The sequence below is a fragment of the Streptomyces sp. NPDC007875 genome (assembly GCF_042868035.1).
In the GTDB taxonomy this organism is placed as follows: Bacteria; Actinomycetota; Actinomycetes; order Streptomycetales; family Streptomycetaceae; genus Streptomyces; species Streptomyces antimycoticus.
Genome location: NZ_JBIADZ010000005.1, coordinates 205,454 through 226,567, shown reverse-complemented (window position 1 = coordinate 226,567; position 21,114 = coordinate 205,454). Strand labels below are relative to the sequence as shown.

Sequence of the window (21,114 nt, the reverse complement as noted above, 5' to 3'; positions counted from 1 at the left end):
TCACTTCACTTAGTCGTTAGAGGGTGTCGAAGTCGACAAGCCCGGTGTCCTCGAGGACCGTGATGTGGTCGAGAACGATGGCATTGGCCCTGGTGGCCAGAGATCTGACCATGGAGTTGCGGCTCTCGGCTCGCACCTGCGCCACAAGGTTGAACACCTTGCCGTGAGCGGCGCGCAACCGGTTTGCGAACACCCGCTCGAACTGGGCGCTGCTGCCGGCGCTGGTCATCTCGTTCAGCCAGCCCTGTTGCTGCGCATTGGGCTGGTTGGGCAGCTGGATCCCGAGTGCCCGGCCGACCTCCTCGGAGCGGCGGTCGAGTTCGGTGTGTCCCTCGATGAGATGCTCACCGGCGGTCTTCACCGCGTCCCGGCCGCCCCGCTCCTGGGCGAGGCGCCCAGCGGGGAGCTCCCACGTTCCGGCGAGCCTGACTTTGCGGACAAAGTCCCGGTCAGTGGCCGTGAGCGGCCCGTACTGGGTGCTGACCGTCCCACCGCCGTCGTCCGTGACGCCGTTGCGCGGCAGGGCCGCGCTGCTCTCGCCGAACAGCGACACCGGGATGAGGATCGCCGCCAGTGTGACGGCGAGCGCCCCAATGATGAGGCCGGTGCCGATGGTTCGGCTGGAGGCGATGGGTCTGGTGAGTTTTGCTGGTGGCACAGCGCCCTCCTTGGTTCGGAGTGACACCGGACGCTAGTACCTCGTGTGGCTCGGTCGTGGAGACCTCATCACCAGTGAATAAAGCCGGGACAGAGATCACTTCCAGCTGCTACCCTGCGCGGCCGCGATCCGCGGGGCAGTTGAGAAATTTTTTCCCGCCTGGTTGAGCAACTCACCGGGCCCGTACGTACGGCAGGGAGAACCCGGTGCCCGGCCGCGCCCCAGCGGCCCGCCGCGCACCGTCCCGACGACCCGGAGGCGCCCCGCCGTGGATGCGACAGCGCGGAAGACCACGCCCACCAGGCCCCGTCATCCGCTGAGAGCCGAGGCCGGATGCGGTGACTGCCGGTACTGCCCCAGTTTGCCGTCGAGGACCCGGGCATCGGGGTGGTTCAGCTCCTGGAGAATCTCCAGGGCTCCTCGCCAGTCGATGAGCGCGGTGGCCAGGTCGCCCTGGGCCAGGCGCGTGTCCCCCTGGTGGTGCAGTGTGTCGGCCTCCAGGTACCGGTCGCTGATCTCGCGGTAGATGGCGAGCGCCCGGCCGTACGAGGTGAGGGCGTGCTCATACCGTCCGAGGTGGTGGTACGCGTACCCCACGCTGTCCAGCGCGGCGGCCTCGCCGGCCGAGTCGCCGATCCGCCGGTGCAGTTCGACGGCCTGGCGGCAGTGGGCCAGCGCGTGCTCGTACTCACCGCGGAGGATATGGGTCCAGCCGATCTCGTTGAGCACGCTCGCTTGTCCGCTGAGGTGTGCCGCGGCGCGGTAGTGGTCGAGCGCGGGCCGGTAGTGGTCCAGCGCCTCCTGGTAGCGGCTCTGACTGTTGGACAGGAAGGCCAGCGAGCGCAGGGTGCGGGCCTGTCCGCCCGCCTCGCCGAGCTCCGTGAACAGCTCCAGCGCCCGCTCCAGATGGCCACACCCCTCCTCGTACCGGCCCAGCCGTCCCTCGGCGAACCCCAGGGTGCGGTGGCTGTGCGCCTGGCCGAGCCGATCGGACAGGGCCCGGGCAGCTCCCAGCGCGGTGCGCTGGATGGCGGTCTGCTCCTGCCAGTGACCGCGCCGGTCCAGGAAGAGCTCCAGCGTCACGGCCAACCGCCAGGCGTGGGACGGGAAGCCGTGGTCGCGGGCGTGCTCGACGACCGACAGCAGAACGACCCGCTCGGCCGAGAGCCATGCCTCGGCGCGGTCCTGGCCGCCGAGGTGCTCGGGCGCGGCGTCGGGCCGGGCCGGGGACAGGGGCAGCGGTTCGGTCCGGCGCGGGGCGAGCAGCGTGGCGGCGGTGCGCGCGGTGTGCAGATAGTGGTCGAACATCCGGTGCCGGGCGTCGTGGCGGATCTCGTCCGGGTCGTGGTCCTGGACCAGTTCCATGGCGTAGGCCCGCAGCAGATCGTGGAAGGTGTAGCGGCCCGGCGCCTGCTCCACCAGCAGATGGGCGCGGGTGAGCGCGGTCAGCAGGGCACGGGTGACCCGGAGCGGGAGCCCGGCCAGGCTCGCGGCCGCGGCGGCCGAGACCTCGGGCCCCGGATGCAGGGCCAGCAGCCGGAACAGCCGGGCGGCCTCCCGGTCCAGGGCCCGGTAGGACCAGGAGAAGACGCTCCGCGCGTCGGTGCTCGGATCGGCGCCCGCGAACGCGTCGAGGTTCCCCTGGCTCTCGCGCAACTCCGCGGCGACAGAAGAAAGGGGAAAGGACGGACGGGTCGCGGCCCGGGCGGCCACCACCGCCAGCGCGAGCGGCAGCCGCCCGCACAGCCGGACGATGGTCGCCACCGCCTGCGGCTCCGCGGCGACCCGGTCCGTGCCCAGCCGCCGGACCAGCGCCTCATGGGACTCGGCCGGGGACAGCGGCCCCAGAGTAAGAGGACGGGCCCCCTCGCTCGCTATCAGACCGTGGAGCTGATTGCGGCTGGTGACAATGGTCAGACAGCCGGGGGAGCCGGGCAGCAGCGGCCGGACGTGCTGGGAGTCCACCACATTGTCGAGCAGGATCAGCATCCGCCGCCCCGCCAGCAGACTGCGGTACAGCGCGGTCTTGGCATCCAGACCCGTGGGCACCCGGTTCGGTGGAATCCCCAGCGCGTGGAGGAACGCCCGCAGCGCCTCGTTCGGCGACATCATCGAACCGGTCGGATCGAAGCCGCGCAGATTGGCGTAGAGCTGCCCGTCCGGAAAGCGATGGGCGATCCGATGGGCCCAGTGCACGGCCAGCGTGGTCTTGCCGACCCCGGCCATCCCGTCGATCGCGCTGATCACCACCGGGCCCGGTGAGCCGGCCTCGGCGCCCTCGGGGAGCAGAGTATGGACACCGGCGAGTTCGGCATGGCGTCCGCTGAACGCGGGCAGGTCGGGCGGGAGCTGAGCGGGGCGGACCGCCGGGGCGGGCGCCGCCGCCGGAGGGACCGGCTGGACCGGCTCGGCGGGGGCCGGGGTCGACCGGGGCACCACCTCGCGATGGGCGGCGCGCAGTTCGCGGCCGGGCGGGACGCCGAGCTGATCGGCCAGCCGGTTCCGCGCGGTCGAGAAGACCTCCAGCGCCTCGGCCCGCCGTCCGGTGGCGGCGAGCACCCGGATCAGCTGGGCCTGGAGGGTCTCGTCCAGCGCATGGTGGGTGGCGAACTGCTGGAGCACGGTGGGCAGCTGCTCCGGGACCTCGGAGGCCAGTGCCGTCGTGGCGGCCTCCTTGGCGATGGCCAGAAGTTCCCGGTCGACACCGGAGAAGACGGGATGGGTCTGGATGTCGGAGGGGACTCCGGTGGCGGTCGGCCCCTGCCACAGAGCGAGCGCCTGTGAGAAGAGCTCGGCCGCCCGCTCCGGCTCGCCCGCGGCGGCGGTGCGCCGCGCCGATTCGCTCAGCTCCCGGAAGCGCAGCAGATCCAGCGCGTCCGCGTCGGCGTTCAGCCGGTAGCCGCCCGAGCTGCGCACCAGCCGGCTGCCCTCCGCCCGCGCCGGCAGACCGGGTTCCAGCAGCCGGCGCACCGACCCCACATGGCGGTGCACCACATTCACCGCGGTGCTCGGCGGATCCTGCGCCCAGAGGACGTCGACGATTTCGCTGAGCGCCACGGGCTGTCCCGCCCGCACCAGCAGCAGTGCGAGCAGCGCTCGTTGTTTGGGCGGACCCAGCTCCAGTTCGACATCGTCACGCCACGCCCTGACCGGGCCTACCACCGTAAATCGCACAACTAGGGATCTTAGTCGAGCCCGTTTCGGGCACCGCGTTCTTCCGGCCGCCATGTGACGTCAGACTTTCGTCACTCAATCGGCGTCGCCCTTCTTTTACGCTCGCGCCATTGACACATGAGCCTCGGGGGGAACGAGACGATGGACAACCGCGCGGCGGCCGTCACGACCGACGCCGACACCTTCTTACGGACGCTGTACCGACGGCACGGCTTGGCACTGCACCGCCTGGCGGCCCGGATGCTGGGCGGGGACTGGCACCGGGCCCAGGACATCGTGCAGGAGGTGGCGATCCGCGCCTGGCAGCGCCCCATGGACGTCGGCCCCATGGACGAGACCGTCCGTAACCGGCTGTTCACCGTGGTCAGTGACCTGGTGACCGATGGCCACCAGGACCAGGCGGAGCGATCGGTGGAGACGGCCGGTGAGGCGGAGATGGCGCTGCTGACCGCGCCGGACGCGGTCGATCAAGCGCTCACCGCACAGCTGGTGTGGGACGCGATGGCGGACCTGGCGCCTCCGCAAAGAGAGGTGCTGCTGCATCTGCACTACCTGGACCGCAGCGTCAGCCAGGCCGCCCGTGCGCTCGGGGTGCCTCCCGGAACCATCAAATCGCGGACGTACTACGCGACTCGGGCCCTGCGCACGGCTCTGCGGGCGCGCGGCGTCACCGAGTGCTGACCCCCTCCGGACACCCGCCGACTGCTTTCTGATCGAATGATCGCTACTATGGCGGTGTTTCGAGTGCAGACGAAAGCCGATCGCGTCAGGGGTGGGGAACATGCGGGAGTCGGCGCGGAAGCGGCAGGCACGGATCGCGGCACTGGTGGAGGCCCGGGGCAGCGCGCGGATCACCGATCTCGCGGATGAGCTGGCGGTGTCCGTCGTCACCGTACGGCGGGACGTGGAGGACCTGGCCCAGCGCGGGGAGGTGCGCCGCGGCCACGGGGTGGCGCGCTCGCTGCGGCCGATGGCCCAGGAGTCCACCGCCACCGGCGACACCATCGGCATGGTGGTCCCCGAGCGCAACACCTATCTCACCGAGGCCGTCCAGGCGGCGCGCGAGGCCGCCGAGAAGTCCGGGCTGCGACTCGCGCTGCACATCGCCGCGGACGAGCGCGGCACCGAGCGCGCGGTCCGCCAGGCGCTGGACGCGGGCGCGCGGGGTCTGCTGCTCTCGCCGCGCTGGCGCACCGAGGCGGAGGAGCGGGCGGATCATGCGTGGCTCGGCGCCCTGGAGCTCCCGGTGGTGCTGGTCGAGCGCCGGCCCCACCGGGGCAGCGCCATCTACGGGCTGGACTGTGTGCGTTCGGACCACGCCCACGGGGTGCATCTGGCGCTCGAGCATCTGACCTCGCTGGGGCATCGGCGCATCGTGCTGGCGGCGCGCGACGACAGCCCCACCGCACGGGTGATCCGGTTGGAGTTCGCGGCGCAGACCGCGGCCCGTGGCATCCGTGAGGGGTGCCCGGTGATGCTCAGTTCGCGCACCGCCGGGCCCGATCCGCGTCCGCGTGACGCGGGCGCGGCCGACCTGGCGGAGGCGGTGCGCCGCGCCGGGGCCACCGCCGCGCTGATCCACGGCGACATGGACGCGCTGGTGCTGGTCCAGCGGCTGCGGGAGGCGGGTGTCGAGGTGCCGCGCGACTGCTCGGTGGTCGCGTACAACGATGTGGTCGCCGACATGGGGCAGATCGCGCTGACGGCCGTGGCGCCGCCCAAGGGCGAGGTCGGGCAGGCCGCGCTGGAGCTGCTGACCCGCCAGCTGGAGCGGACGCGGACCGGGCGGTGGGCCGGCGCCGCCCGCCATCTGGAGCTGCTGCCGGAGCTGGTGGTCCGGGATTCCACCGCCCCACTTCTCTGATTGTTTGACCGCTTTAGTTTCTTCTGTTCGATGTATTGACGGCTTTTCAGTCAAGCGCTCAAGATTCCCCTGACTCCACCGCTGACTCAGGGGAGGGCCCATGCCAGGTCATAGACGCCCAGGGCGCTCGGCAACCGGACGCCGGGCGACGGCGGGCACCACCGCACTGCTCACGCTGCTCGCCCTCGTTCTGGCGGGCTGTTCCACAAGCCGCGGATCCGACGCCGTCGGCGACGGTCCCGTACGCCTGACCTTCTGGTCGGCGCTGCGTGGAAGTCAGGAGGTCGTGGACGAGTTCAACCGCACCCACGACAGCATCAAAGTCGAGTTCCAGCAGGTCCCCTCCGGGGAGCAGGGCGGCTGGACCAAGCTCAGCAACGCCGCGCGCGCGGGCAACGCCCCCGACGTCGCCACCATCGAATACCCCCAGCTGCCCGGATTCACCATCGACGGTGTGCCCCGGGACATCACCAAGCTGATGCCCGACTCGGTACGCAAAAAGATCCTGCCGCAGGCGCTGGACCTCACCACCTTCGACGGGCGCACCTACGCCGTACCGGTGGACATCGAGCCGATGGTCTTCCTGTACCGCAAGGACATCTTCACCAAGAACCACATCCCGGTCCCCAAGACCTGGGCGGAGTTCGAGAGTTCGGCCCGCAAGCTCAAGCAGGCCCAGCCCCGGTCCCGTATCGCCAGCCTCTTCACCACCGGCGGCACCCTCTATATGGCGGGCTACGCCTGGCAGGCCGGGGCGAAGTGGTACGACACCGTCGGGGACACCTGGCAGATCTCCATGGACGACGCCCCCACCCGTAAGGTCGCCGGTTACTGGCAGCGGATGATGGACGACGACCTGGTGCGGGTCGAGCCCGGGTCCAGTCAGCAGTGGCGGGCCCATCTGCGCAGCGGGGAGACGGCCGGCTATCTGGCGGGCGCCTGGGCCGCGGGCTCGATGATGGCGTCCACTCCCGACGGCAAGGGCAAATGGGCCATCGCGCCGATGCCGCAGTGGGATCCGGCGAAACCCAAGGTGAGCACCCAGGGCGGTTCGACCTTCATGGTCACCAAGGACAGCCGGCACCCCAAGGAGGCCATGGAGTTCATCTCCTGGATGGTGACCAGCCCCGGCGCCCTGAAGGCCAAGCTCGCCAGCGGCGTCAGCAGCGCCTTCCCGTCCGTGCCCAGCCTGGTGCCGGTCGCCCGCAAGGAGATGGACACCAGCTACTACTCCGGCCAGGACATCTTCGGTCTCTTCCAGAAGGAGGCCGAGCGGATCGCGCCCACCTGGAAGTGGGGCCCGCGGATGACCTCGACCACCAGCTCCGGTGACGACGGGCTCGCGAAGGCGGGTGCCGGCAGCGGCGACATCCTCAAAGCCCTGCGCGATGCCCAGAGCCGGACGATGCCCGATCTGAAGAGCCTCGGCCTGTCGGTCACCACCCGCTGAGCCCCGTCATCTCCCGTCCCACCCCGAGCCGCACCTCTTCCCGTTGGAGCCGAGGTAATCCGTGAGCACCGCCATGTCCTCGAAAGGGGCGGCGCCGCCATCGGCGGCCGCCGCCGACCCGCCCCGCAGAACCGGACGACGCCAGCAGAGGGTCGCCGCGGCCGTTCTGCTGACCCCCTTCACGGCGCTGCTCGTCGCCGTGTTCCTGGTCCCCGTCGGCTACGCCATCTACCTCAGCCTCTTCTCCGAGGACCACGAGGGACTCGGCTTCGGCGGCGGGCGCACCGTCTTCACCGGATTGCGCAGCTATCTCTCGGTGCTGCAGGACCCCAGCTTCCTCTCCGGGTTCGGCACCATCGCCCTCTACTGCGCGATCTTCGTCCCGCTCGTGGTCATCAGCGCGCTCGCGCTCGCCCTGCTGCTCGACTCGGGCCTCGTGCGGATGCGGCGGACCGCGCAGATGCTGGTCTACTTGCCGCACGCCGTTCCCGGCATCATCGCGGCCGTCATCTGGCTGTACCTCTACACCCCGGGGCTCAGCCCGGTCATCAAGCTCTTCGCCCAGGCCGATATCACCGTCGACTTCCTCGGTCTGCACACCGTGCTCCCGTCGATCGTCAATATCGCCCTGTGGAGCGGGCTCGGCTACAACATGATCATCTTCTATGCCGCGCTCCAGGCGCTGCCGCGTGAGGTGATCGAGGCGGCGACCATCGACGGTGCCGGGGGCATCCGTACCGCGCTCCAGGTCAAGGTGCCCATCATCAGGGGCTCCGTCGTCATGGTGTGCATGTTCTCCCTGATCGGCGCGCTCCAGCTGTTCACCGAACCCATGCTGATGAACCAGGCCACCCCGATGGTCAACTCCCGCTTCACCCCGAACATGTACATCTACGACGCGGCCTTCCGCCGCAACAACTACGGACTCGCCTCCGCGGCCTCCATCATTCTTCTGATCGTCACCTGTGTCCTGTCGTACGCCGTGACGCGCTGGTCGGGCCGCCGGGAACGGAGAGCGTGATGACCACGACCACACCCACCACCCCCGTGAACGCTCCCCAGGGACCACCGGCCAGACCGCTCGGCAAGCCCTTCGGGCGCTCCAAGCTGACCAGCCGTGGCATCGCCAACGCGGTGGTTCTGATCGCCGCCCTCTACACCATGCTGCCCGCGCTGTGGCTGCTGCTGGCGTCCACCAAGAACGCCGACGCCCTCTTCGGCAGCGACATCCTCTCCTTCGGCGACTTCTCCTTCGGGCGCAACCTCTCCGACCTGTTCTCGATGGACGGCGGGCTCTACGGCGAGTGGTACGTCAACAGCCTGCTGTACGCGGTCGTCGGCGCCCTGGTGGGCTCGCTCATCAGCGTCGCCGCGGGTTACGCCTTCGACAAGTACGAGTTCCGGCACAAGGAGAAGCTGTTCGGCCTCGTGCTCACCGGCGTCATGGTGCCGCCGACCGTGCTGGCCCTGCCGCTCTATCTGGTGGCCTCCAACATCGGAATGGTCAACACCTTCTGGTCAGTCTTCATCCCGGTGCTCTTCAACCCCTTCGGCGTCTACCTCGCCCGCCTGCTCAGCAGCGGCTATGTGCCCAACGAGGTGCTGGAGGCGTCCCGGGTCGACGGCGCGGGCGAACTGCAGACCTATGTGCGGGTCAGCCTGCGGATGCTCGGGCCCGGGTTCGTGACCGTCTTCCTCTTTCAGCTCACGGCCATCTGGAACAACTTCTTCCTTCCGATGGTGATGCTCTCCGACCAGCACCTGTATCCGCTCAGCCTCGGCCTCTACACCTGGAACAGCGCCGCCACCGTCTCGCCCGAGTACTACCCTCTCGTGGTCATCGGCTCACTGCTCGCCGTCGTGCCGCTGATCGTGGCGTTCGTGATGCTGCAGCGCTACTGGAAGTCCGGACTGACCGCAGGGAGCGTGAAGTGACCGACCCGCACATCTCCGCCCGCCACCGCCCCCGAGCCGCCCTGGCCATGGCCGAGCGCTCCGCCCGGCAGGTGCTCGGATCCGGAAGTATGGACCGGCTCACCGAACTCCTCGACCTCGATCCCGGCCTCGTCCTCGAGGACTTCACCACCCCGGCCGCGCGCCGTGCCCTCGCCGATGCCGAACTGCTGGTCACCGGCTGGGGCTGCCCGCCCCTGGACCGCCGCGCGCTCGACGCCGCGCCCCGGCTGCGCGCCGTCGTCCACACCGCGGGCACCGTACGCCACCACATCACCGACGCCTGCTGGGAGCGCGGCATCTCGGTCTCCTCGGCGGCCGCGGCCAACGCCGTACCCGTCGCCGAGTACACCGTCGCCATGATCCTGCTGTCCAACAAGCGCATCCTGGACATCGCCCGGGACTACCGCGCCGAGCGGCGCACGATCGACTGGAACGAGCGCTATCCGGACGCGGGCAACTACCGCCGGACGGTGGGCATCCTCAGCGCCTCGGTCATCGGCCGCCGGGTGATCGAGCTGCTGCGCCCGTACGACCTCGACGTGCGGCTGTACGACCCGTATGTCACGGCTCAGGAGGCGCAGGAACTCGGCGCGCGCCAGGTCGGCCTGCGGGAACTCTTCGCCGGCAGCGATGTCATCAGCGTCCACACCCCCCTGCTGCCCGCCACCCAGGGGCTGGTCAGCCGGGAGCTGCTGGCCGCCATGCCGGACGGCGCCACACTCATCAACACCGCGCGCGGGGCGGTGGTGGACCAGGAGGCGCTCACCGAGGAGCTGGTGGCCGGGCGGATCCGCGCCGTCCTCGATGTCACCGTGCCGGAGGTGCTGCCCGCCACCTCACCGCTGTACGACTGCGACAACGCGCTCATCACCCCGCACATCGCCGGATCCAAGAGCGGTGAGCTGCGCCGGCTGGCCGACCTCGCCATCGGCGAGATCGAGAACTACGTCACCGGCCGCGACTTCGCCCACCCCGTACGACCGGAGATCCTCGACCGCTCGGCGTAAGCGGGCGCGCGGATGGGTGGGGCGGCGTCGCGGGGCGATGGGCGGCGCCTGGCGGCGCTGTCGTCGGTCGACGACTCCCCCAGCTACCGCTGGGAGGTGCCCCCTCCGCGTCGCCTCCCTCCTCCGCCTTGCCGTGCTTGCCCCTCGTCCCGCTCCCTCCTCCACCCCAGCTATCCGCGCGCCCTCTCACGTCCCGCGACCCCAGGAGGCCCACCCCGCCATGCCCGAGCTCCCCTTCCTCCTCCCCGCCGACGACCGCACCCTCAGCCCCCACACCGGCTACACCCGCGCCCACTGGGAGGCCGCCGCGGACGGCATGCTGCACGCTGCCCTCCGCTACGCCACTCCCGGCCAGGGCCTGTTCGACCTGCCCGGCCCCCCGTCGAGGTCCGGGGTGCGCTCCGACGGGCTCGAAGGGTTCGCCCGCACCTTCCTCCTGGCCGCCTTCCGCGCCGCCGGGGCCTCGGGCAAGGACCAGCACGGCTTCCTGGAGCGCTACACCGCGGGCATCGCCCGTGGCACCCTCACCCCCGGGCGCGACGACGCCGAGTCCTGGCCGGTGATCGGCCATCACGGCGCCCACGGCCAGCCCATGGTGGAGTCCGCGTCCGTGGCCCTGGGCCTGCGGCTGACCGCGCCGTGGACCTGGGAGGCCCTGCCGTCCGACGCCCAGGACCGCACCGAGGAGTGGCTGCGCGGTGCGCTGCGCCACCAGCCCGCCCCCAACAACTGGTATCTCTTCCCCCTCACCGTCGCCGGTTTCCTGGAGTCCGCCGGACGCGGCGACGCCGAGACGGCCCGCGCCATCGAGCGGGGGCTCGGCCTCCTGGAGGGCTGGTACGAGGGCCAGGGCTGGTACTCCGACGGCGACGGGCGGTCGTTCGACCACTACAACGGCTGGGCGCTGCACATGTACCCGCTGCTCCACGCCCATCTGGCCGGCGATCAAGCGCTGCTGGACCGGCTCGGCCCGCGGCTGCGCACCTTCCTCGAAGGCTTCTCGCTGCTCTTCGACGCCGACGGCGCCCCGATCCACCACGGCCGCTCCCTCACCTACCGCTTCGCCGCCGTCGCCTCGGTGGCCCTCGGCGCCCTCACCGGCCACACCCCCCTCGCCCCCGGAGCGACCCGCCGCATCCTCAGCGGAGCGCTGCGCCACTTCCTGGACCGCGGGGCGCTCACCGAGGACGGGGTGCTGAGCCTGGGCTGGTACGGGCCGCACGCCGCGACCCTGCAGCGCTACTCCGGGCCCGGCTCGCCCTACTGGGCCTCCAAGGGGTTCCTCGCCCTGCTGCTTCCGCCCGACCACCCGGTGTGGACCGCCACCGAGGAGGCCGCGCCCGCCGAGGGGCCGGACCGGGCGCTGGCGCTGCCCGCCGCCGGGTTCCTCGTCCAGACCACGGGCGGGGACGGGCTGGTGCGGCTGCACAACCACGGCAGCTACAAGCTCCGCCCCTGGGAGGCCGAGCACGGGCCCGCCGACCCGCTGTACGCCCGGCTCGCCTACTCCACCCGCACCGGGCCCACCAGCGCGGACAACACTCCCGACAACCACATCGCCATCGAGGTGCGCGGAGTGCGCAGCGCCCGGCTGCGCATCCACCCCCTGGCCGCGGGCCCCGACTGGCTCGCCTCCTCCCACACCCCCGCCTTCCCCGACGCCGGCCCCAAGGTGCCCTCGATCCGCGTCGACAGCCTGACCCTCGTCCGCGGCCGGCTCGAAGTGCGCGTCCACCGCGCCGTCGGGGTCCCCGCCGGGACCCGGATCCACCACAGCGGCTGGGCCATCGCGCTGCCCCCGGGCTCCCCGGCGGAGACCGAACAGGGCGCCGAGATACGGCTGGACGGGGAAGAGGTGACCGGTCAGCTCCTCGGACTGCACGGCTGGGAGAGCGCCACCGCGGTCAGGGCGCCGCAGGGCACCGCGTACGGGCCGTGGGCCCTGGTCCCCGAACTCACCGGCACCGTCGGCGAGGACCCGGCCGGCACCCTCTTCGTCGCACTCGCCTCGCTCACCGGCGAACGCGACCCGGCCCCCCTCGCCGATCTCGCCACCGCAGAGGTGAACGGGCTCGCGGTCACCGTGCGGCTGCCGGACGGCCAAGGCGTCGTGGTGGACTTCGGCGCGGGCGACGCGCCCACCGTCACGGAGGCGGGCGCATGACGCGGCTCGGCATCTGCTCGGTGACGCTGCGCCGGCTCGACCCGGACCGGGTGATCGCCGCCGTGGCCGGAGCGGGCCTGGAGTGCGTCGAATGGGGCGGTGACGTCCATGTGCCGCCGGGCGACGAGGACACTGCCCGGCGGGTCCGCGACGCCACTGTGGCCGCCGGGCTCGCCGTCGCCTCGTACGGCTCCTACTACCGTGCCGGGCGCGGCGACCCGGAGGAGTTCGACGCGGTGCTCCGCTCCGCCGTGGCGCTCGGCGCCCCGCGCATCCGGATCTGGGCGGGCGCCACCGGCACCCGGGAGACCCCGCCCGAGGCGCGCCTCGCGGTCGTCGAGGACACCCGGCGCGCCGCCGCGCTCGCCGCGGACGCGGGGGTGGAACTCGCCTACGAATTCCACCGCAACACCCTGACCGACGGCGCGGACCACACCCTCCGGCTGCTGGACGAGGTGGACCGCGCCGAGGTCGCCACCTACTGGCAGCCGCCCGTCGACATGCCCGACGCCGAGGCATTGAAGGGGCTGGACGCGCTGGGGGACCGGGTCGCCGCGGTGCACGCCTTCTCCTGGTGGCCGGGGACCACCCGGCTGCCGCTGACCGCCCGCGCCCCGCTGTGGCGCAGCGCCTTCGAGCGGCTGCTCAGGCACCGCGCCGCGGTGTCCGGCGGCCCGCCGCTGGATGTCCTGCTGGAGTTCGTGCCGGGGGACGACGAGCGGCTGCTGCCGCGGGAGGCGGCCACGCTGCGGGCGCTCGCCGACGTGTAGGGGGTGTCCGGGGGATCGTGGCGCCTGCGGCGGGCTGCTCCCCTCCTCGCCCCTTCCCTCGACTGGGGCTCCGCCCCAGGCCCCGGACCGGGGCGTCCGCCCCTTTCCGCGGGATCGATATGCGGCTCCGCCGCGTGGTGGGGCTCCGCCCCAGGCCGCGGGGTCCAGGGGCGAAGCCCTTGGTAGCGGGAAGGGGAGGGGAAAGATCCTCACTGGGGGGCGCGGGAGGCGCCCCCGTAGGAGGTGTCCTCCTCGATGGTGCCGCCGAACTCGTCCCGGAGCGTCTCCATGTTCTTCCTGGGCGAGGACGACAGCACCCAGCGGTTGCCGACCAGATAGACCCCGCCGTACATCTGCGCGGTCTCCAGCCAGTCGCGCTGGCCCTTGGCGGTGACGAAGTCGAGGAAGACGAACTTGCCCTTGGCCGTCTTGCAGACGGCCTGGCGGTAGTCGTCCACCTTGGTGGTGAACTGCGGCTCGCAGCCGACGGCCGAGGCGAGCTGCTCCACCCGCGCGGCCTTGGGCGCGGTGCTCGCGCTCGGCCGGGCGGCGTTCCCCCCGGTCTCCGCTTTGGCGTCCGCCTTACCGTCCCCGCCGCCGCATCCGGTGACGGTCAGCAGCGCGCCCACCGCCGCGGCGACCGCCACCGCGCGCGGGCCATGGCGGCGCGGGGGGCGGTCGGCGGTCCGGAGCGGGTGCTGGGCGTCGGCGGCGTCGTACATGGAAGGCCCTCTCGTATCGGGTCCCGGGTCGCGGCTGCGTCCACCGCATCTACGGATACGGAGGGGCGGAGCCGATCGTTCACCCCGCTCGCACCCTTCCGCGCCCGGCCGGGTGCGTACCGGCGCGGCCGGGCTGTCCTGACCCTTGACAGCCAGGTCGGATGCTGGATTACTGGACCGCGCCCGAACGGTGACCGAATGTTCGGTCGGCAAGCGGAGGTGGTGGACGGCCCATGGCGGAATCCCTGAGCGTGGCTCCGCTCGACGACGCCGAGCGGATGAGCCCCGAGGAGCTGAGGGCGCTCCAGCTCACCCGGCTGCGCGCCACCTTGCGCCATGCGTACGACCATGTCGAGCTGTACCGCAAGAAGTTCCGCGAGGCCGGGGTCGGCCCCGAGGACTGCCGCGCCCTGGAGGACCTGGCCCGGTTCCCCTTCACCACCAAGGACGATCTGCGCGACACGTACCCCTTCGGGATGTTCGGCGTCGAGCACGGCGAGGTGCGGCGGCTCCACGCCTCCAGCGGCACCACCGGCCGCCCCACCCTCGTCGGCTACACCGAGCACGACCTGGCGGTATGGGCGGAGGTGATCGCCCGCTCGATCCGCGCGGCCGGCGGCCGGCCCGGCCACAAGGTGCACATCTCCTACGGCTACGGCCTGTTCACCGGCGGCCTCGGCGCCCACTACGGCGCCGAGCGGCTCGGCTGCACCGTCATCCCCGCCTCCGGGGGCATGACCGCCCGGCAGGTGCGGCTCATCCAGGACCTCAGGCCCGAGATCATCATGATCACGCCCTCCTATCTGCTGACGCTGCTCGACGAGTTCGAGCGGCAGGGCGTCGATCCCCGCTCCACCTCCCTCCAGGTCGGCATCTTCGGCGCCGAACCCTGGACGGAGGATATGCGCCGGGAGATCGAGGAGCGCATGGACATCCACGCGGTGGACATATACGGGCTCTCGGAGGTGATCGGCCCCGGTGTGGCCCAGGAGTGCGTGGAGACCAAGGACGGGCTGCACGTCTGGGAGGACCACTTCTACCCGGAGATCGTCGACCCGCTCGGCGACGCGGTGCTGCCCGGCGGCGAGGAGGGGGAGCTGGCCTTCACCACCCTCACCAAGGAGGCGCTCCCCGTCATCCGCTACCGCACCCGCGATCTGACCCGGCTGCTGCCCGGCACCGCCCGCCCCGCCTTCCGGCGCATCCAGAAGATCACCGGCCGCTGTGACGACATGCTCATCGTGCGCGGGGTCAATGTCTTCCCCAGCCAGATCGAGGAGATCGTGCTGCGGGTCCCGGCGGTGGCCCCGCACTTCCAGCTCGAGCTGACCCGGCGCGGCCGGATGGACCACCTGGCGGTGCGGATCGAGGCCCGCTCCGGCGTCGGCCCCGAGCAGCGCGCGGCCGCCGCGGCGGCGATCGCGCGGGGAGTGAAGGACGGGGTGGGGCTCACGGTCGAGGTGGCGGTCGTGGACCCGGAGACGCTGGAGCGCTCCGTGGGCAAGATCCGCCGGGTCAAGGACCGGCGGACGGAGGGCTGAGCACGGCCCCGGGTGCCGTCCTTGGACGGGACGCAGCGCCCGGGACGCAGGGCCCGGGACGCAGCGCCCGGAACGGAGGGCCCGGAGCGGAGGGGCTCAGCGTGCCAGTTCGAGGGCGGGGATCTCCTGATGCAGGGGCAACCGCGCCCCGCCGACGGTCGCCTGAGCCTGTGCCGCGACCCGGCGCCGGTCGTCGACGTCCCGCATCGGCCGCAGCGCACGGTGCACGGCCACCCGCACCATGAGCCCGTCGGCGCGCAGCACCCGGCGCAGCGAGCCGCCGAAGTCGTCCTCGCCGACGAAGGCGGCCACCGTGGTCGGGGCGCCGTGCTGGACGTACTCCAGCGTCACCGGACGCACCGGCGCGCCCGCGTCCAGCGCGGCCTGGAAGGTGGCCCGCCGGAAGCTGCCGCCCGTGCCCGAACACCAGGTGATGCCCTGCGGAAAGGCCATCACCGACTGGCCGTCACGCATCCGGGCCGCCATCTCCCGTACGGTGTCGGGGAGTTCGCGCAGCGAGCCGCGGTCGATGTACAGCGTTCCGGCGCGGGTGGCCAGCGAGCCGATCAGCGGCCAGCCCGCGATCTCCCGCTTGGCCAGCATCACCACGGGCTCCACCGCGAGCAGCGCGAGGATGTCCAGCCAGGAGATGTGGTTCGCCACGACGAGCGTGCCGGTGCCGCCGGGCGCGCTGAGCGTGCTGTCGCCCGTCACCTCCAGCCGGATGCCGAGGGAGTCCAGCAGTGCCGCCGCCCGCGCCCGCAGCGTCTCGGGCTCGGCGAGCCGCCGACCGGACAGCATCGCGCCTATCACCGCCCGGACGAAGACCGCGGCCCGCCGGGCGCCCCGGGTGGCCGGGACGCGGTCGGCGGCGTGCGAGACACAGCCGGGAGTGCACGGGGACCAGCCCGCCCAGGCGTGCTCGGGCAGACTCATCGCGGCCGCGTCGGTCACTGGGATTCACCCAGGAAGTAGCGGCGGTAGCGGTCGTTCATCTCCTCGGTGTCCAGCAGCACGAAGAAGTCGGCGTCGTTGAAGGCCCGGTCGTGCTGCGGGGAGCCGCACATCCAGGCGCCGACCCGCAGATAGCCACGGAGCAGCGGCGGCAGGTCCGCGTAGCTGGGCTCGCCGTCCAGCGGACGCGAGGGTATCCACGGGTCGAGCGGGTGGACCCGCATCTCGGCGGGGGCGGCGTGCTTGGTGGTGCCCAGCAGCCAGGCGTTGGCGGCCGCCCCCTCGCCCTCGGCCAGCGGAACCGAGGCACAGCCCGCGAGGTAGCGATGGCCGGACAGCAGCACATAGCGGGCCAGACCGGCCCACATGAGGTTGATGACCGCGCCCGTGCGGTGGTCGGCGTGGACACAGGCCCGGCCGGTCTCGACCATGGACGAGCGGACCTCGGCCGGAAGGCCGCGCAGATCGAACTCGGTGTCCGAGTAGAGCCGCTCGCTGCGCCCGGGGGGAAGTAGCCGGTAGGTGCCGACCACGGTGTCCGTCGACGTGTCCGTGACGATCAGGTGGTCCATGACCTCGTCGAACTCGTCCACGTCGCGGCCGTCGACCGCGGCGTCCAGCCGGCCGCCCCTCTCCTCGCCGAACACCTGGTAGCGCAGCCGCTGCGCGGCGTGGATCTGCTCCTGGGTGTGGGCGATCGAGGTGACGTACGAGTTGGTGGCCGCCGTCGTCGAGGACGTCGTGAGCACGGGCATTCCTGTTCTCCGTTCAAGGGAAGTCAGGAGCGGTGGGGACTGGGGAAGAGCGGAAGAAACGCCTCACTCGCCGTGCGGTGCGCTGAGGCGGCGCGCACTGCAGGCGTTCACCAGTCTTGCCGTGGCGACGTACGTCACAGTGTCCGTGTGGTGATTCGTCGACTGCCAGTCGATGACGAACACATGCCGCTGGTCGGCCCGTGGTTACGGAGCGATAGCGCCGGTGCCGCCGGTGTCATTGGTGCCAGCGGTGCTCCCGAGCGGGAAGCCCAGCGAGTGGGCGGCGGTGGCGGGGGTGGGCTGGGACCAGTAGTCGCTGACGGCCTGGGCCGAGGACAGGGAACGAGTTTCGGCCAGATCCAGATAGAGGACGCCGTCGAGATGGTCGGTCTCGTGCTGGACGATCCGCGCGGGCCAGCCGGTGAACTCCTCGTCCAGCTCCCGCCCCGTCTCGTCCTGCCCGCGCAGCCGGATCCGGTCCGGGCGGCTGACCACGGCCTGCCAGCCGGGGATGCTCAGGCACCCCTCGAAGAACGCCGCCCGGCCGTCGCCGACCGGTTCGTAAGCGGGATTGACCAGCACCCGGTACGGCTGCGGCACCCGGCCGCGTACCTCCCGCACCTCGGCCGCCACCTCCGCGGGGTCCTCGATCACCGCAAGCCGCAGCGGCACACCGATCTGCGGGGCGGCGAGCCCCACCCCGGGCGCGGAGTGCATCGTCTCCCGCATCGCCGTCAACAGCCGGTCCAGCTGATCCGTGGCCAGCTGGCCCTCGTACGGCAAGGCCGGTTGCCGGAGGACGGGGACGCCCGCGGAGATGATGGGCAGCGGGCGGGTCCCGGAGAGCAGTTCGTCGACGAGCTCGGACACGGTGGTGGTCGGCATGGGGACAGCCTGACAGACGATCACGCCACGGCAGTCCGCGGACCTTGGCCGGGATCCGGACCGCCCCGGGCACCGGGGGCGCGGCCGGTGCTCACCATCGGACAAAAGGTGAACAGGGCACCGATGGGGTCCGTAGACGCCGATGAGCCGCCGGGAACATCCCACGCCCCCGCGGCTCGGCCGAGTCCTCCCGGCTCGGCCGCTGCCGCCCTGCACTGCTCCCCCCGTTGTGCACGGCGGGGCGGCAGCCCTTCCTGCCACCCTCGCCCATTATGTCGTTTTCGCCGTACGCGCGGGGGTACCCGCTCGCCGCACGGGCCCCGGAGGGGGAGGAGGGAGGACGGATGACCAGCCACGACGACCTGCCGCTCGCCGACTACGACCATCTGCCGCTCGGCTCCCTGCGGCACCGCATCCGCGCCCTCACCGAGGAGCGGCTGCGGAAGCTGCTGGAGTACGAGCGCTCCCATGCCGACCGCCGTCCGGTCGTCGAGGTGGTCACGGCGCGCCTGCGCCAGCTGGAGCGCGGCGCCACCCCCTCGCCCGGCGAGCCGGGCGCCGAGCCGCTCCCCGAGCGGCCGGATCCGCCGCGCGGCGGATCGCCGGTGACGCCGCAGACGGCGGCCGAGCCGAGCCCGCCACCGCGCCACGGCCACCCCGGCCACCCGGGGGAGGCGGAGTGAGCCGCTCGCACCGGCCCTCGGAACCTAGGGGCGCTCTCTCCAGCTCTGCTCGGCCCGCGCCTCCGGCAGCAGTTCCCGGATGTCGCTCGGCAGCACGCCGTAGAGCTTCTCCATCAGCTCCGGGTCCACGGCCGAGTCCAGCACCTCGAAGAAGGCGGCCGCCTCGCGCAGCGCCTCCTCCTCGGTGTGCTCGGTGCGCCAGGCGACCCGGCCCGCGAAACCGGTGAGGTCGAACCGCTCGCCGTGGTCCCGCCGGTGCGCCCGCTCCTCGGGCGTGCCCTCGTGTGCGGCGGCGACCCGGCGCAAGGGCTCGCCCGCCTCCTGCGGCAGCTGTGCCGCCATATGGTCCGCCAGCCCGCCCGGGATGCGCTCGGCGAGGGTCTCGAGCGTCGCCCGTATGGCCCGCTCGGCCGACTGCCGGTCGGGGAGCTGGGCCCGGGCCTGGACCAGGCCCGTCAGTTCTTCGTAGCGCATGGTCGGCGCTCCTCGTGGTCGGATGCCCGGCTGCCGTGCCGAGTGCCCCGTGCCGTTCGCTCAAACCGTCGCCGGGCGCCCGGTCTGCGGGGTGTCCTCCCGTGCGGCGAGCAGTGGCCCGAGCACCCGGGTGCCGGGTCCGGTGCGCCCGCCGGGGCCCGGGAGCTGGGTGGTGTTGCCGACCGTCAGGGGCTCCCCGCAGTGGGCGCACGCGGACACCGGTGTGGTGTCCCGGCCGCAGCCGAGATGGCGGATCCGGGCCGGCGGCCCGGCGGCGCCCGCGTACCAGCGGTCGCCCCACTCCATCAGGGCGAGCAGCACCGGATAGAGCTCCTCGCCCTTCGAGGTGGCGCGATAGTGCTCACGTGGCGGCCGCTCTTGATATGGCTCCCGGACCAGCACCCCCTCCTCGACCAGCCGGGACAGCCGGGCGGCCAGGATCTTCCGCGATATGCCCAGGTCATGGGCGAGATCGTCGAAGCGGGTGACGCCGGTGAGCACATCCCGCATGATCAGCGCTGTCCAGGCGTCGCCGAACAGATCGGTGGCGCGGGCGATCGAGCAGGCCACATCGGCGAGCGGAGTACGGGTCATGACACAACCCTAGCCGAGTTCCCTGAGGGAACTTAAGGATGTTAGGTTTCCTCGGGGAACCGGGCGAGCCCGTCCGGGCCTCCCCAGGCACCGGTGAATCCGCCACCCGTGAGGGAGAAGACGATGGCCGCCGCCCCGCACATCGAACTGGACTCACGGTCGCCCGAGGCCGTCGACGGCCGGCAGATCCGGGCCATCACCTTCCAGGACAGCCGCCTGGAGTACGTCCGCACCACCCTCAAGAGCGCGGACCTCTCCGCGCCCGGAAGCCGCGCCGTGGCCGTGGGCAGCGGCCGCGGGCTGCTGGCCCGCGGGCTGGCCGGTCTCGGCTTCGAGGTCGTCGCCGTCGACCCCTCCGCCACCGCGACCGAGATGGCGCGCGAGGCGGGCGGGGGTGAGTACCCCGGGATCGAGTACCGCACCGCGCCCGCCGAGCAACTAGGCCTCGCCGACGGCACGTTCGACCTCGCCTACTACGCGGACACCTTCGAGATCACCTCGGAGCTGGACCGGGTGCTCGCGGAGGCCGCCCGAGTGCTGCGGCCCGGCGGTGTGCTGATCTACGACACCGTCAACCGCACCCTGCTCTCCCGGCTGATCTACCTCGGCGCCTTCCAGCGCGTCCCGATGACCCGGATCATGCCGGCCGGCCGCTACACGGCGGCGCGGCTGCGCACCCCCGCCGAACTGACCGCCGCCCTGGACCGGCAGGGGCTGCGCAACGAGGACATCTGCGACTTCAAGCCCAAGGACCCGCGCAGCCTGGTCAAGGCCACCATGGCGCGCCGCAAGGGGCAGATCAGCGATGAGCAGATCCCGCCGATCGTCGACTTCGTCCTGGCCCCGGACGCCCGGCCGCTGGTCACCTACCTCGGCTACGCCCGCAAGGGCTGACCCGGCGAGCCCGGCGCTCCACTCCGGCGGGGTGGGCGCACACTGGGCGCTGTGACGCGTAAGCGCAGCGCCGGACTGATGCTGTACCGCGGTACGGGCCCGGCGGGTCCGGCCATCGAGGTGCTGCTCGCCCATATGGGAGGCCCGTTCTGGGCCGCCAAGGACGCGGGCGCCTGGACGGTGCCCAAGGGGGAGTACGACGAGGACGAGACCCCGGAGGCCGCCGCGCGCCGGGAGTTCGAGGAGGAGCTCGGCGTGCCCCCGCCCGGTGGTGAGCCGATTCCGCTCGGCTCCGTGACGCAGACCGGGGGCAAGGAGGTCACCGTCTGGGCGCTCGCGGGCGATCTGGACCCGGAGCGGATCACACCCGGCACGTTCACCATGGAGTGGCCGAAGGGGTCCGGCCGGATGCGGGAGTTCCCCGAGATCGACCGGGTCGCCTGGTTCGGCCCGGACGAGGCCCGCCGGAAGATGGTGACGAAGCAGCGGGTCTTCCTGGACCGGCTCGAGGAGCTGCTCCAGGGGACGGACGGCGCGGGCCCCGGGGGCGCGTGACCGGGGCCCGCGGC

Annotated in this window: 20 protein-coding genes; 12 read left to right on the top strand and 8 right to left on the bottom strand. The window is 72.1% G+C overall.

Going from position 1 to position 21,114, the window contains the following annotated elements; all coding sequences use genetic code 11:
* Positions 1 to 16: 16 nt before the first annotated feature.
* Both ACFYOY_RS12745 and ACFYOY_RS12740 read right to left on the bottom strand, forming a co-directional pair.
* Positions 17 to 658 (bottom strand): DUF4142 domain-containing protein, encoded by a 642-nt coding sequence (locus ACFYOY_RS12745; RefSeq protein ID WP_351884237.1) that lies wholly within the window; start codon positions 656 to 658, stop codon positions 17 to 19.
* Between the two features lie 309 nt (positions 659 to 967).
* A complete protein-coding gene (locus tag ACFYOY_RS12740) occupies positions 968 to 3,886 on the bottom strand; it encodes a BTAD domain-containing putative transcriptional regulator (protein WP_388586505.1) in 2,919 nt (972 codons plus the stop codon).
* 63 nt (positions 3,887 to 3,949) lie between these two features.
* Here ACFYOY_RS12740 and ACFYOY_RS12735 point away from each other — a divergent pair, with 63 nt between their 5' ends.
* From ACFYOY_RS12735 to ACFYOY_RS12700, 8 genes are all read left to right on the top strand, one after another.
* The gene (locus tag ACFYOY_RS12735) at positions 3,950 to 4,513 is read left to right on the top strand and encodes a sigma-70 family RNA polymerase sigma factor (RefSeq protein ID WP_351884243.1); all 564 of its coding nucleotides are present in this window, start codon (positions 3,950 to 3,952) and stop codon (positions 4,511 to 4,513) included.
* 100 nt (positions 4,514 to 4,613) lie between these two features.
* Complete coding sequence (locus ACFYOY_RS12730) at positions 4,614 to 5,696, top strand: substrate-binding domain-containing protein (RefSeq protein ID WP_351884246.1); 1,083 nt, start codon at positions 4,614 to 4,616, stop codon at positions 5,694 to 5,696.
* Between the two features lie 100 nt (positions 5,697 to 5,796).
* Positions 5,797 to 7,146: a sugar ABC transporter substrate-binding protein gene (locus ACFYOY_RS12725; protein WP_351884249.1), complete on the top strand. Its 1,350-nt coding sequence runs from the start codon at positions 5,797 to 5,799 to the stop codon at positions 7,144 to 7,146.
* 73 nt (positions 7,147 to 7,219) lie between these two features.
* A complete protein-coding gene (locus ACFYOY_RS12720) occupies positions 7,220 to 8,167 on the top strand; it encodes a sugar ABC transporter permease (protein ID WP_351884738.1) in 948 nt (315 codons plus the stop codon).
* The gene (locus tag ACFYOY_RS12715; RefSeq protein ID WP_161559081.1) at positions 8,167 to 9,081 is read left to right on the top strand and encodes a carbohydrate ABC transporter permease; all 915 of its coding nucleotides are present in this window, start codon (positions 8,167 to 8,169) and stop codon (positions 9,079 to 9,081) included. Before ACFYOY_RS12720 ends, ACFYOY_RS12715 begins: the two co-directional genes overlap by 1 nt.
* A complete protein-coding gene (locus ACFYOY_RS12710) occupies positions 9,078 to 10,109 on the top strand; it encodes a hydroxyacid dehydrogenase (protein ID WP_388586500.1) in 1,032 nt (343 codons plus the stop codon). Before ACFYOY_RS12715 ends, ACFYOY_RS12710 begins: the two co-directional genes overlap by 4 nt.
* 220 nt (positions 10,110 to 10,329) lie before the next feature.
* Positions 10,330 to 12,273: a DUF2264 domain-containing protein gene (locus ACFYOY_RS12705; RefSeq protein ID WP_351884252.1), complete on the top strand. Its 1,944-nt coding sequence runs from the start codon at positions 10,330 to 10,332 to the stop codon at positions 12,271 to 12,273.
* Positions 12,270 to 13,043, top strand: a complete 774-nt coding sequence (locus tag ACFYOY_RS12700; protein ID WP_351884255.1) for a TIM barrel protein — start codon at positions 12,270 to 12,272, stop codon at positions 13,041 to 13,043. The genes ACFYOY_RS12705 and ACFYOY_RS12700 overlap by 4 nt, the downstream gene beginning before the upstream one ends.
* A gap of 209 nt (positions 13,044 to 13,252) precedes the next feature.
* On the opposite strand, the gene ACFYOY_RS12695 is transcribed toward ACFYOY_RS12700, so the two are convergent.
* Positions 13,253 to 13,765 carry a hypothetical protein gene (locus tag ACFYOY_RS12695; RefSeq protein WP_351884258.1) on the bottom strand — a complete coding sequence of 171 codons (513 nt, stop codon included), beginning with the start codon at positions 13,763 to 13,765 and terminating at the stop codon, positions 13,253 to 13,255.
* 233 nt (positions 13,766 to 13,998) lie between these two features.
* Between ACFYOY_RS12695 and paaK the strand changes: the two genes are divergently transcribed.
* Entirely contained in the window at positions 13,999 to 15,306 is a 1,308-nt protein-coding gene (gene paaK / locus ACFYOY_RS12690) for a phenylacetate--CoA ligase PaaK (RefSeq protein WP_388586496.1), read from the top strand.
* 96 nt (positions 15,307 to 15,402) lie between these two features.
* Here the strand turns inward: paaK and ACFYOY_RS12685 are convergent, their stop codons facing one another.
* The 3 genes from ACFYOY_RS12685 to ACFYOY_RS12675 all read right to left on the bottom strand — a co-directional run bounded on the left by ACFYOY_RS12685 (position 15,403) and on the right by ACFYOY_RS12675 (position 17,900).
* Entirely contained in the window at positions 15,403 to 16,260 is an 858-nt protein-coding gene (locus tag ACFYOY_RS12685) for a lysophospholipid acyltransferase family protein (protein ID WP_351884264.1), read from the bottom strand.
* Positions 16,257 to 17,015, bottom strand: coding sequence for a GNAT family N-acetyltransferase (locus ACFYOY_RS12680; protein ID WP_388586492.1), 759 nt, complete (start codon positions 17,013 to 17,015; stop codon positions 16,257 to 16,259). Before ACFYOY_RS12680 ends, ACFYOY_RS12685 begins: the two co-directional genes overlap by 4 nt.
* A gap of 204 nt (positions 17,016 to 17,219) precedes the next feature.
* Entirely contained in the window at positions 17,220 to 17,900 is a 681-nt protein-coding gene (locus tag ACFYOY_RS12675; RefSeq protein ID WP_388586489.1) for a peptide deformylase, read from the bottom strand.
* Between the two features lie 344 nt (positions 17,901 to 18,244).
* On the opposite strand from ACFYOY_RS12675, the gene ACFYOY_RS12670 reads away from it, so the two are divergent.
* Complete coding sequence (locus tag ACFYOY_RS12670) at positions 18,245 to 18,583, top strand: hypothetical protein (protein WP_388586486.1); 339 nt, start codon at positions 18,245 to 18,247, stop codon at positions 18,581 to 18,583.
* A 24-nt stretch (positions 18,584 to 18,607) separates the two neighbouring features.
* On the opposite strand, the gene ACFYOY_RS12665 is transcribed toward ACFYOY_RS12670, so the two are convergent.
* On the bottom strand, positions 18,608 to 19,057 hold the full coding sequence (locus ACFYOY_RS12665; protein WP_351884275.1) for a DUF2267 domain-containing protein: 450 nt from the start codon (positions 19,055 to 19,057) through the stop codon (positions 18,608 to 18,610).
* A 60-nt stretch (positions 19,058 to 19,117) separates the two neighbouring features.
* Positions 19,118 to 19,651, bottom strand: coding sequence for a winged helix-turn-helix transcriptional regulator (locus ACFYOY_RS12660; protein ID WP_388586482.1), 534 nt, complete (start codon positions 19,649 to 19,651; stop codon positions 19,118 to 19,120).
* A 123-nt stretch (positions 19,652 to 19,774) separates the two neighbouring features.
* On the opposite strand from ACFYOY_RS12660, the gene ACFYOY_RS12655 reads away from it, so the two are divergent.
* Both ACFYOY_RS12655 and ACFYOY_RS12650 read left to right on the top strand, forming a co-directional pair.
* On the top strand, positions 19,775 to 20,545 hold the full coding sequence (locus tag ACFYOY_RS12655; RefSeq protein ID WP_388586479.1) for a class I SAM-dependent methyltransferase: 771 nt from the start codon (positions 19,775 to 19,777) through the stop codon (positions 20,543 to 20,545).
* Between the two features lie 51 nt (positions 20,546 to 20,596).
* Entirely contained in the window at positions 20,597 to 21,100 is a 504-nt protein-coding gene (locus tag ACFYOY_RS12650; RefSeq protein ID WP_351884284.1) for an NUDIX domain-containing protein, read from the top strand.
* Positions 21,101 to 21,114: the final 14 nt, after the last annotated feature.

What these genes read in the sequence shown, in the direction of transcription:
- ACFYOY_RS12740 (WP_388586505.1), bottom strand. Translation starts at nt 3,886, where the DNA reads ATGGCGGCCGGAAGAACGCGGTGCCCGAAACGGGCTCGACTAAGATCC.
- ACFYOY_RS12735 (WP_351884243.1), top strand. Translation starts at nt 3,950, where the DNA reads ATGAGCCTCGGGGGGAACGAGACGATGGACAACCGCGCGGCGGCCGTC.
- ACFYOY_RS12730 (WP_351884246.1), top strand. Translation starts at nt 4,614, where the DNA reads ATGCGGGAGTCGGCGCGGAAGCGGCAGGCACGGATCGCGGCACTGGTG.
- ACFYOY_RS12725 (WP_351884249.1), top strand. Translation starts at nt 5,797, where the DNA reads ATGCCAGGTCATAGACGCCCAGGGCGCTCGGCAACCGGACGCCGGGCG.
- ACFYOY_RS12720 (WP_351884738.1), top strand. Translation starts at nt 7,220, where the DNA reads ATGTCCTCGAAAGGGGCGGCGCCGCCATCGGCGGCCGCCGCCGACCCG.
- ACFYOY_RS12715 (WP_161559081.1), top strand. Translation starts at nt 8,167, where the DNA reads ATGACCACGACCACACCCACCACCCCCGTGAACGCTCCCCAGGGACCA.
- ACFYOY_RS12705 (WP_351884252.1), top strand. Translation starts at nt 10,330, where the DNA reads ATGCCCGAGCTCCCCTTCCTCCTCCCCGCCGACGACCGCACCCTCAGC.
- ACFYOY_RS12700 (WP_351884255.1), top strand. Translation starts at nt 12,270, where the DNA reads ATGACGCGGCTCGGCATCTGCTCGGTGACGCTGCGCCGGCTCGACCCG.
- ACFYOY_RS12695 (WP_351884258.1), bottom strand. Translation starts at nt 13,765, where the DNA reads ATGTACGACGCCGCCGACGCCCAGCACCCGCTCCGGACCGCCGACCGC.
- paaK (WP_388586496.1), top strand. Translation starts at nt 13,999, where the DNA reads ATGGCGGAATCCCTGAGCGTGGCTCCGCTCGACGACGCCGAGCGGATG.
- ACFYOY_RS12680 (WP_388586492.1), bottom strand. Translation starts at nt 17,015, where the DNA reads ATGCCCGTGCTCACGACGTCCTCGACGACGGCGGCCACCAACTCGTAC.
- ACFYOY_RS12675 (WP_388586489.1), bottom strand. Translation starts at nt 17,900, where the DNA reads ATGCCGACCACCACCGTGTCCGAGCTCGTCGACGAACTGCTCTCCGGG.
- ACFYOY_RS12670 (WP_388586486.1), top strand. Translation starts at nt 18,245, where the DNA reads ATGACCAGCCACGACGACCTGCCGCTCGCCGACTACGACCATCTGCCG.
- ACFYOY_RS12665 (WP_351884275.1), bottom strand. Translation starts at nt 19,057, where the DNA reads ATGCGCTACGAAGAACTGACGGGCCTGGTCCAGGCCCGGGCCCAGCTC.
- ACFYOY_RS12660 (WP_388586482.1), bottom strand. Translation starts at nt 19,651, where the DNA reads ATGACCCGTACTCCGCTCGCCGATGTGGCCTGCTCGATCGCCCGCGCC.
- ACFYOY_RS12655 (WP_388586479.1), top strand. Translation starts at nt 19,775, where the DNA reads ATGGCCGCCGCCCCGCACATCGAACTGGACTCACGGTCGCCCGAGGCC.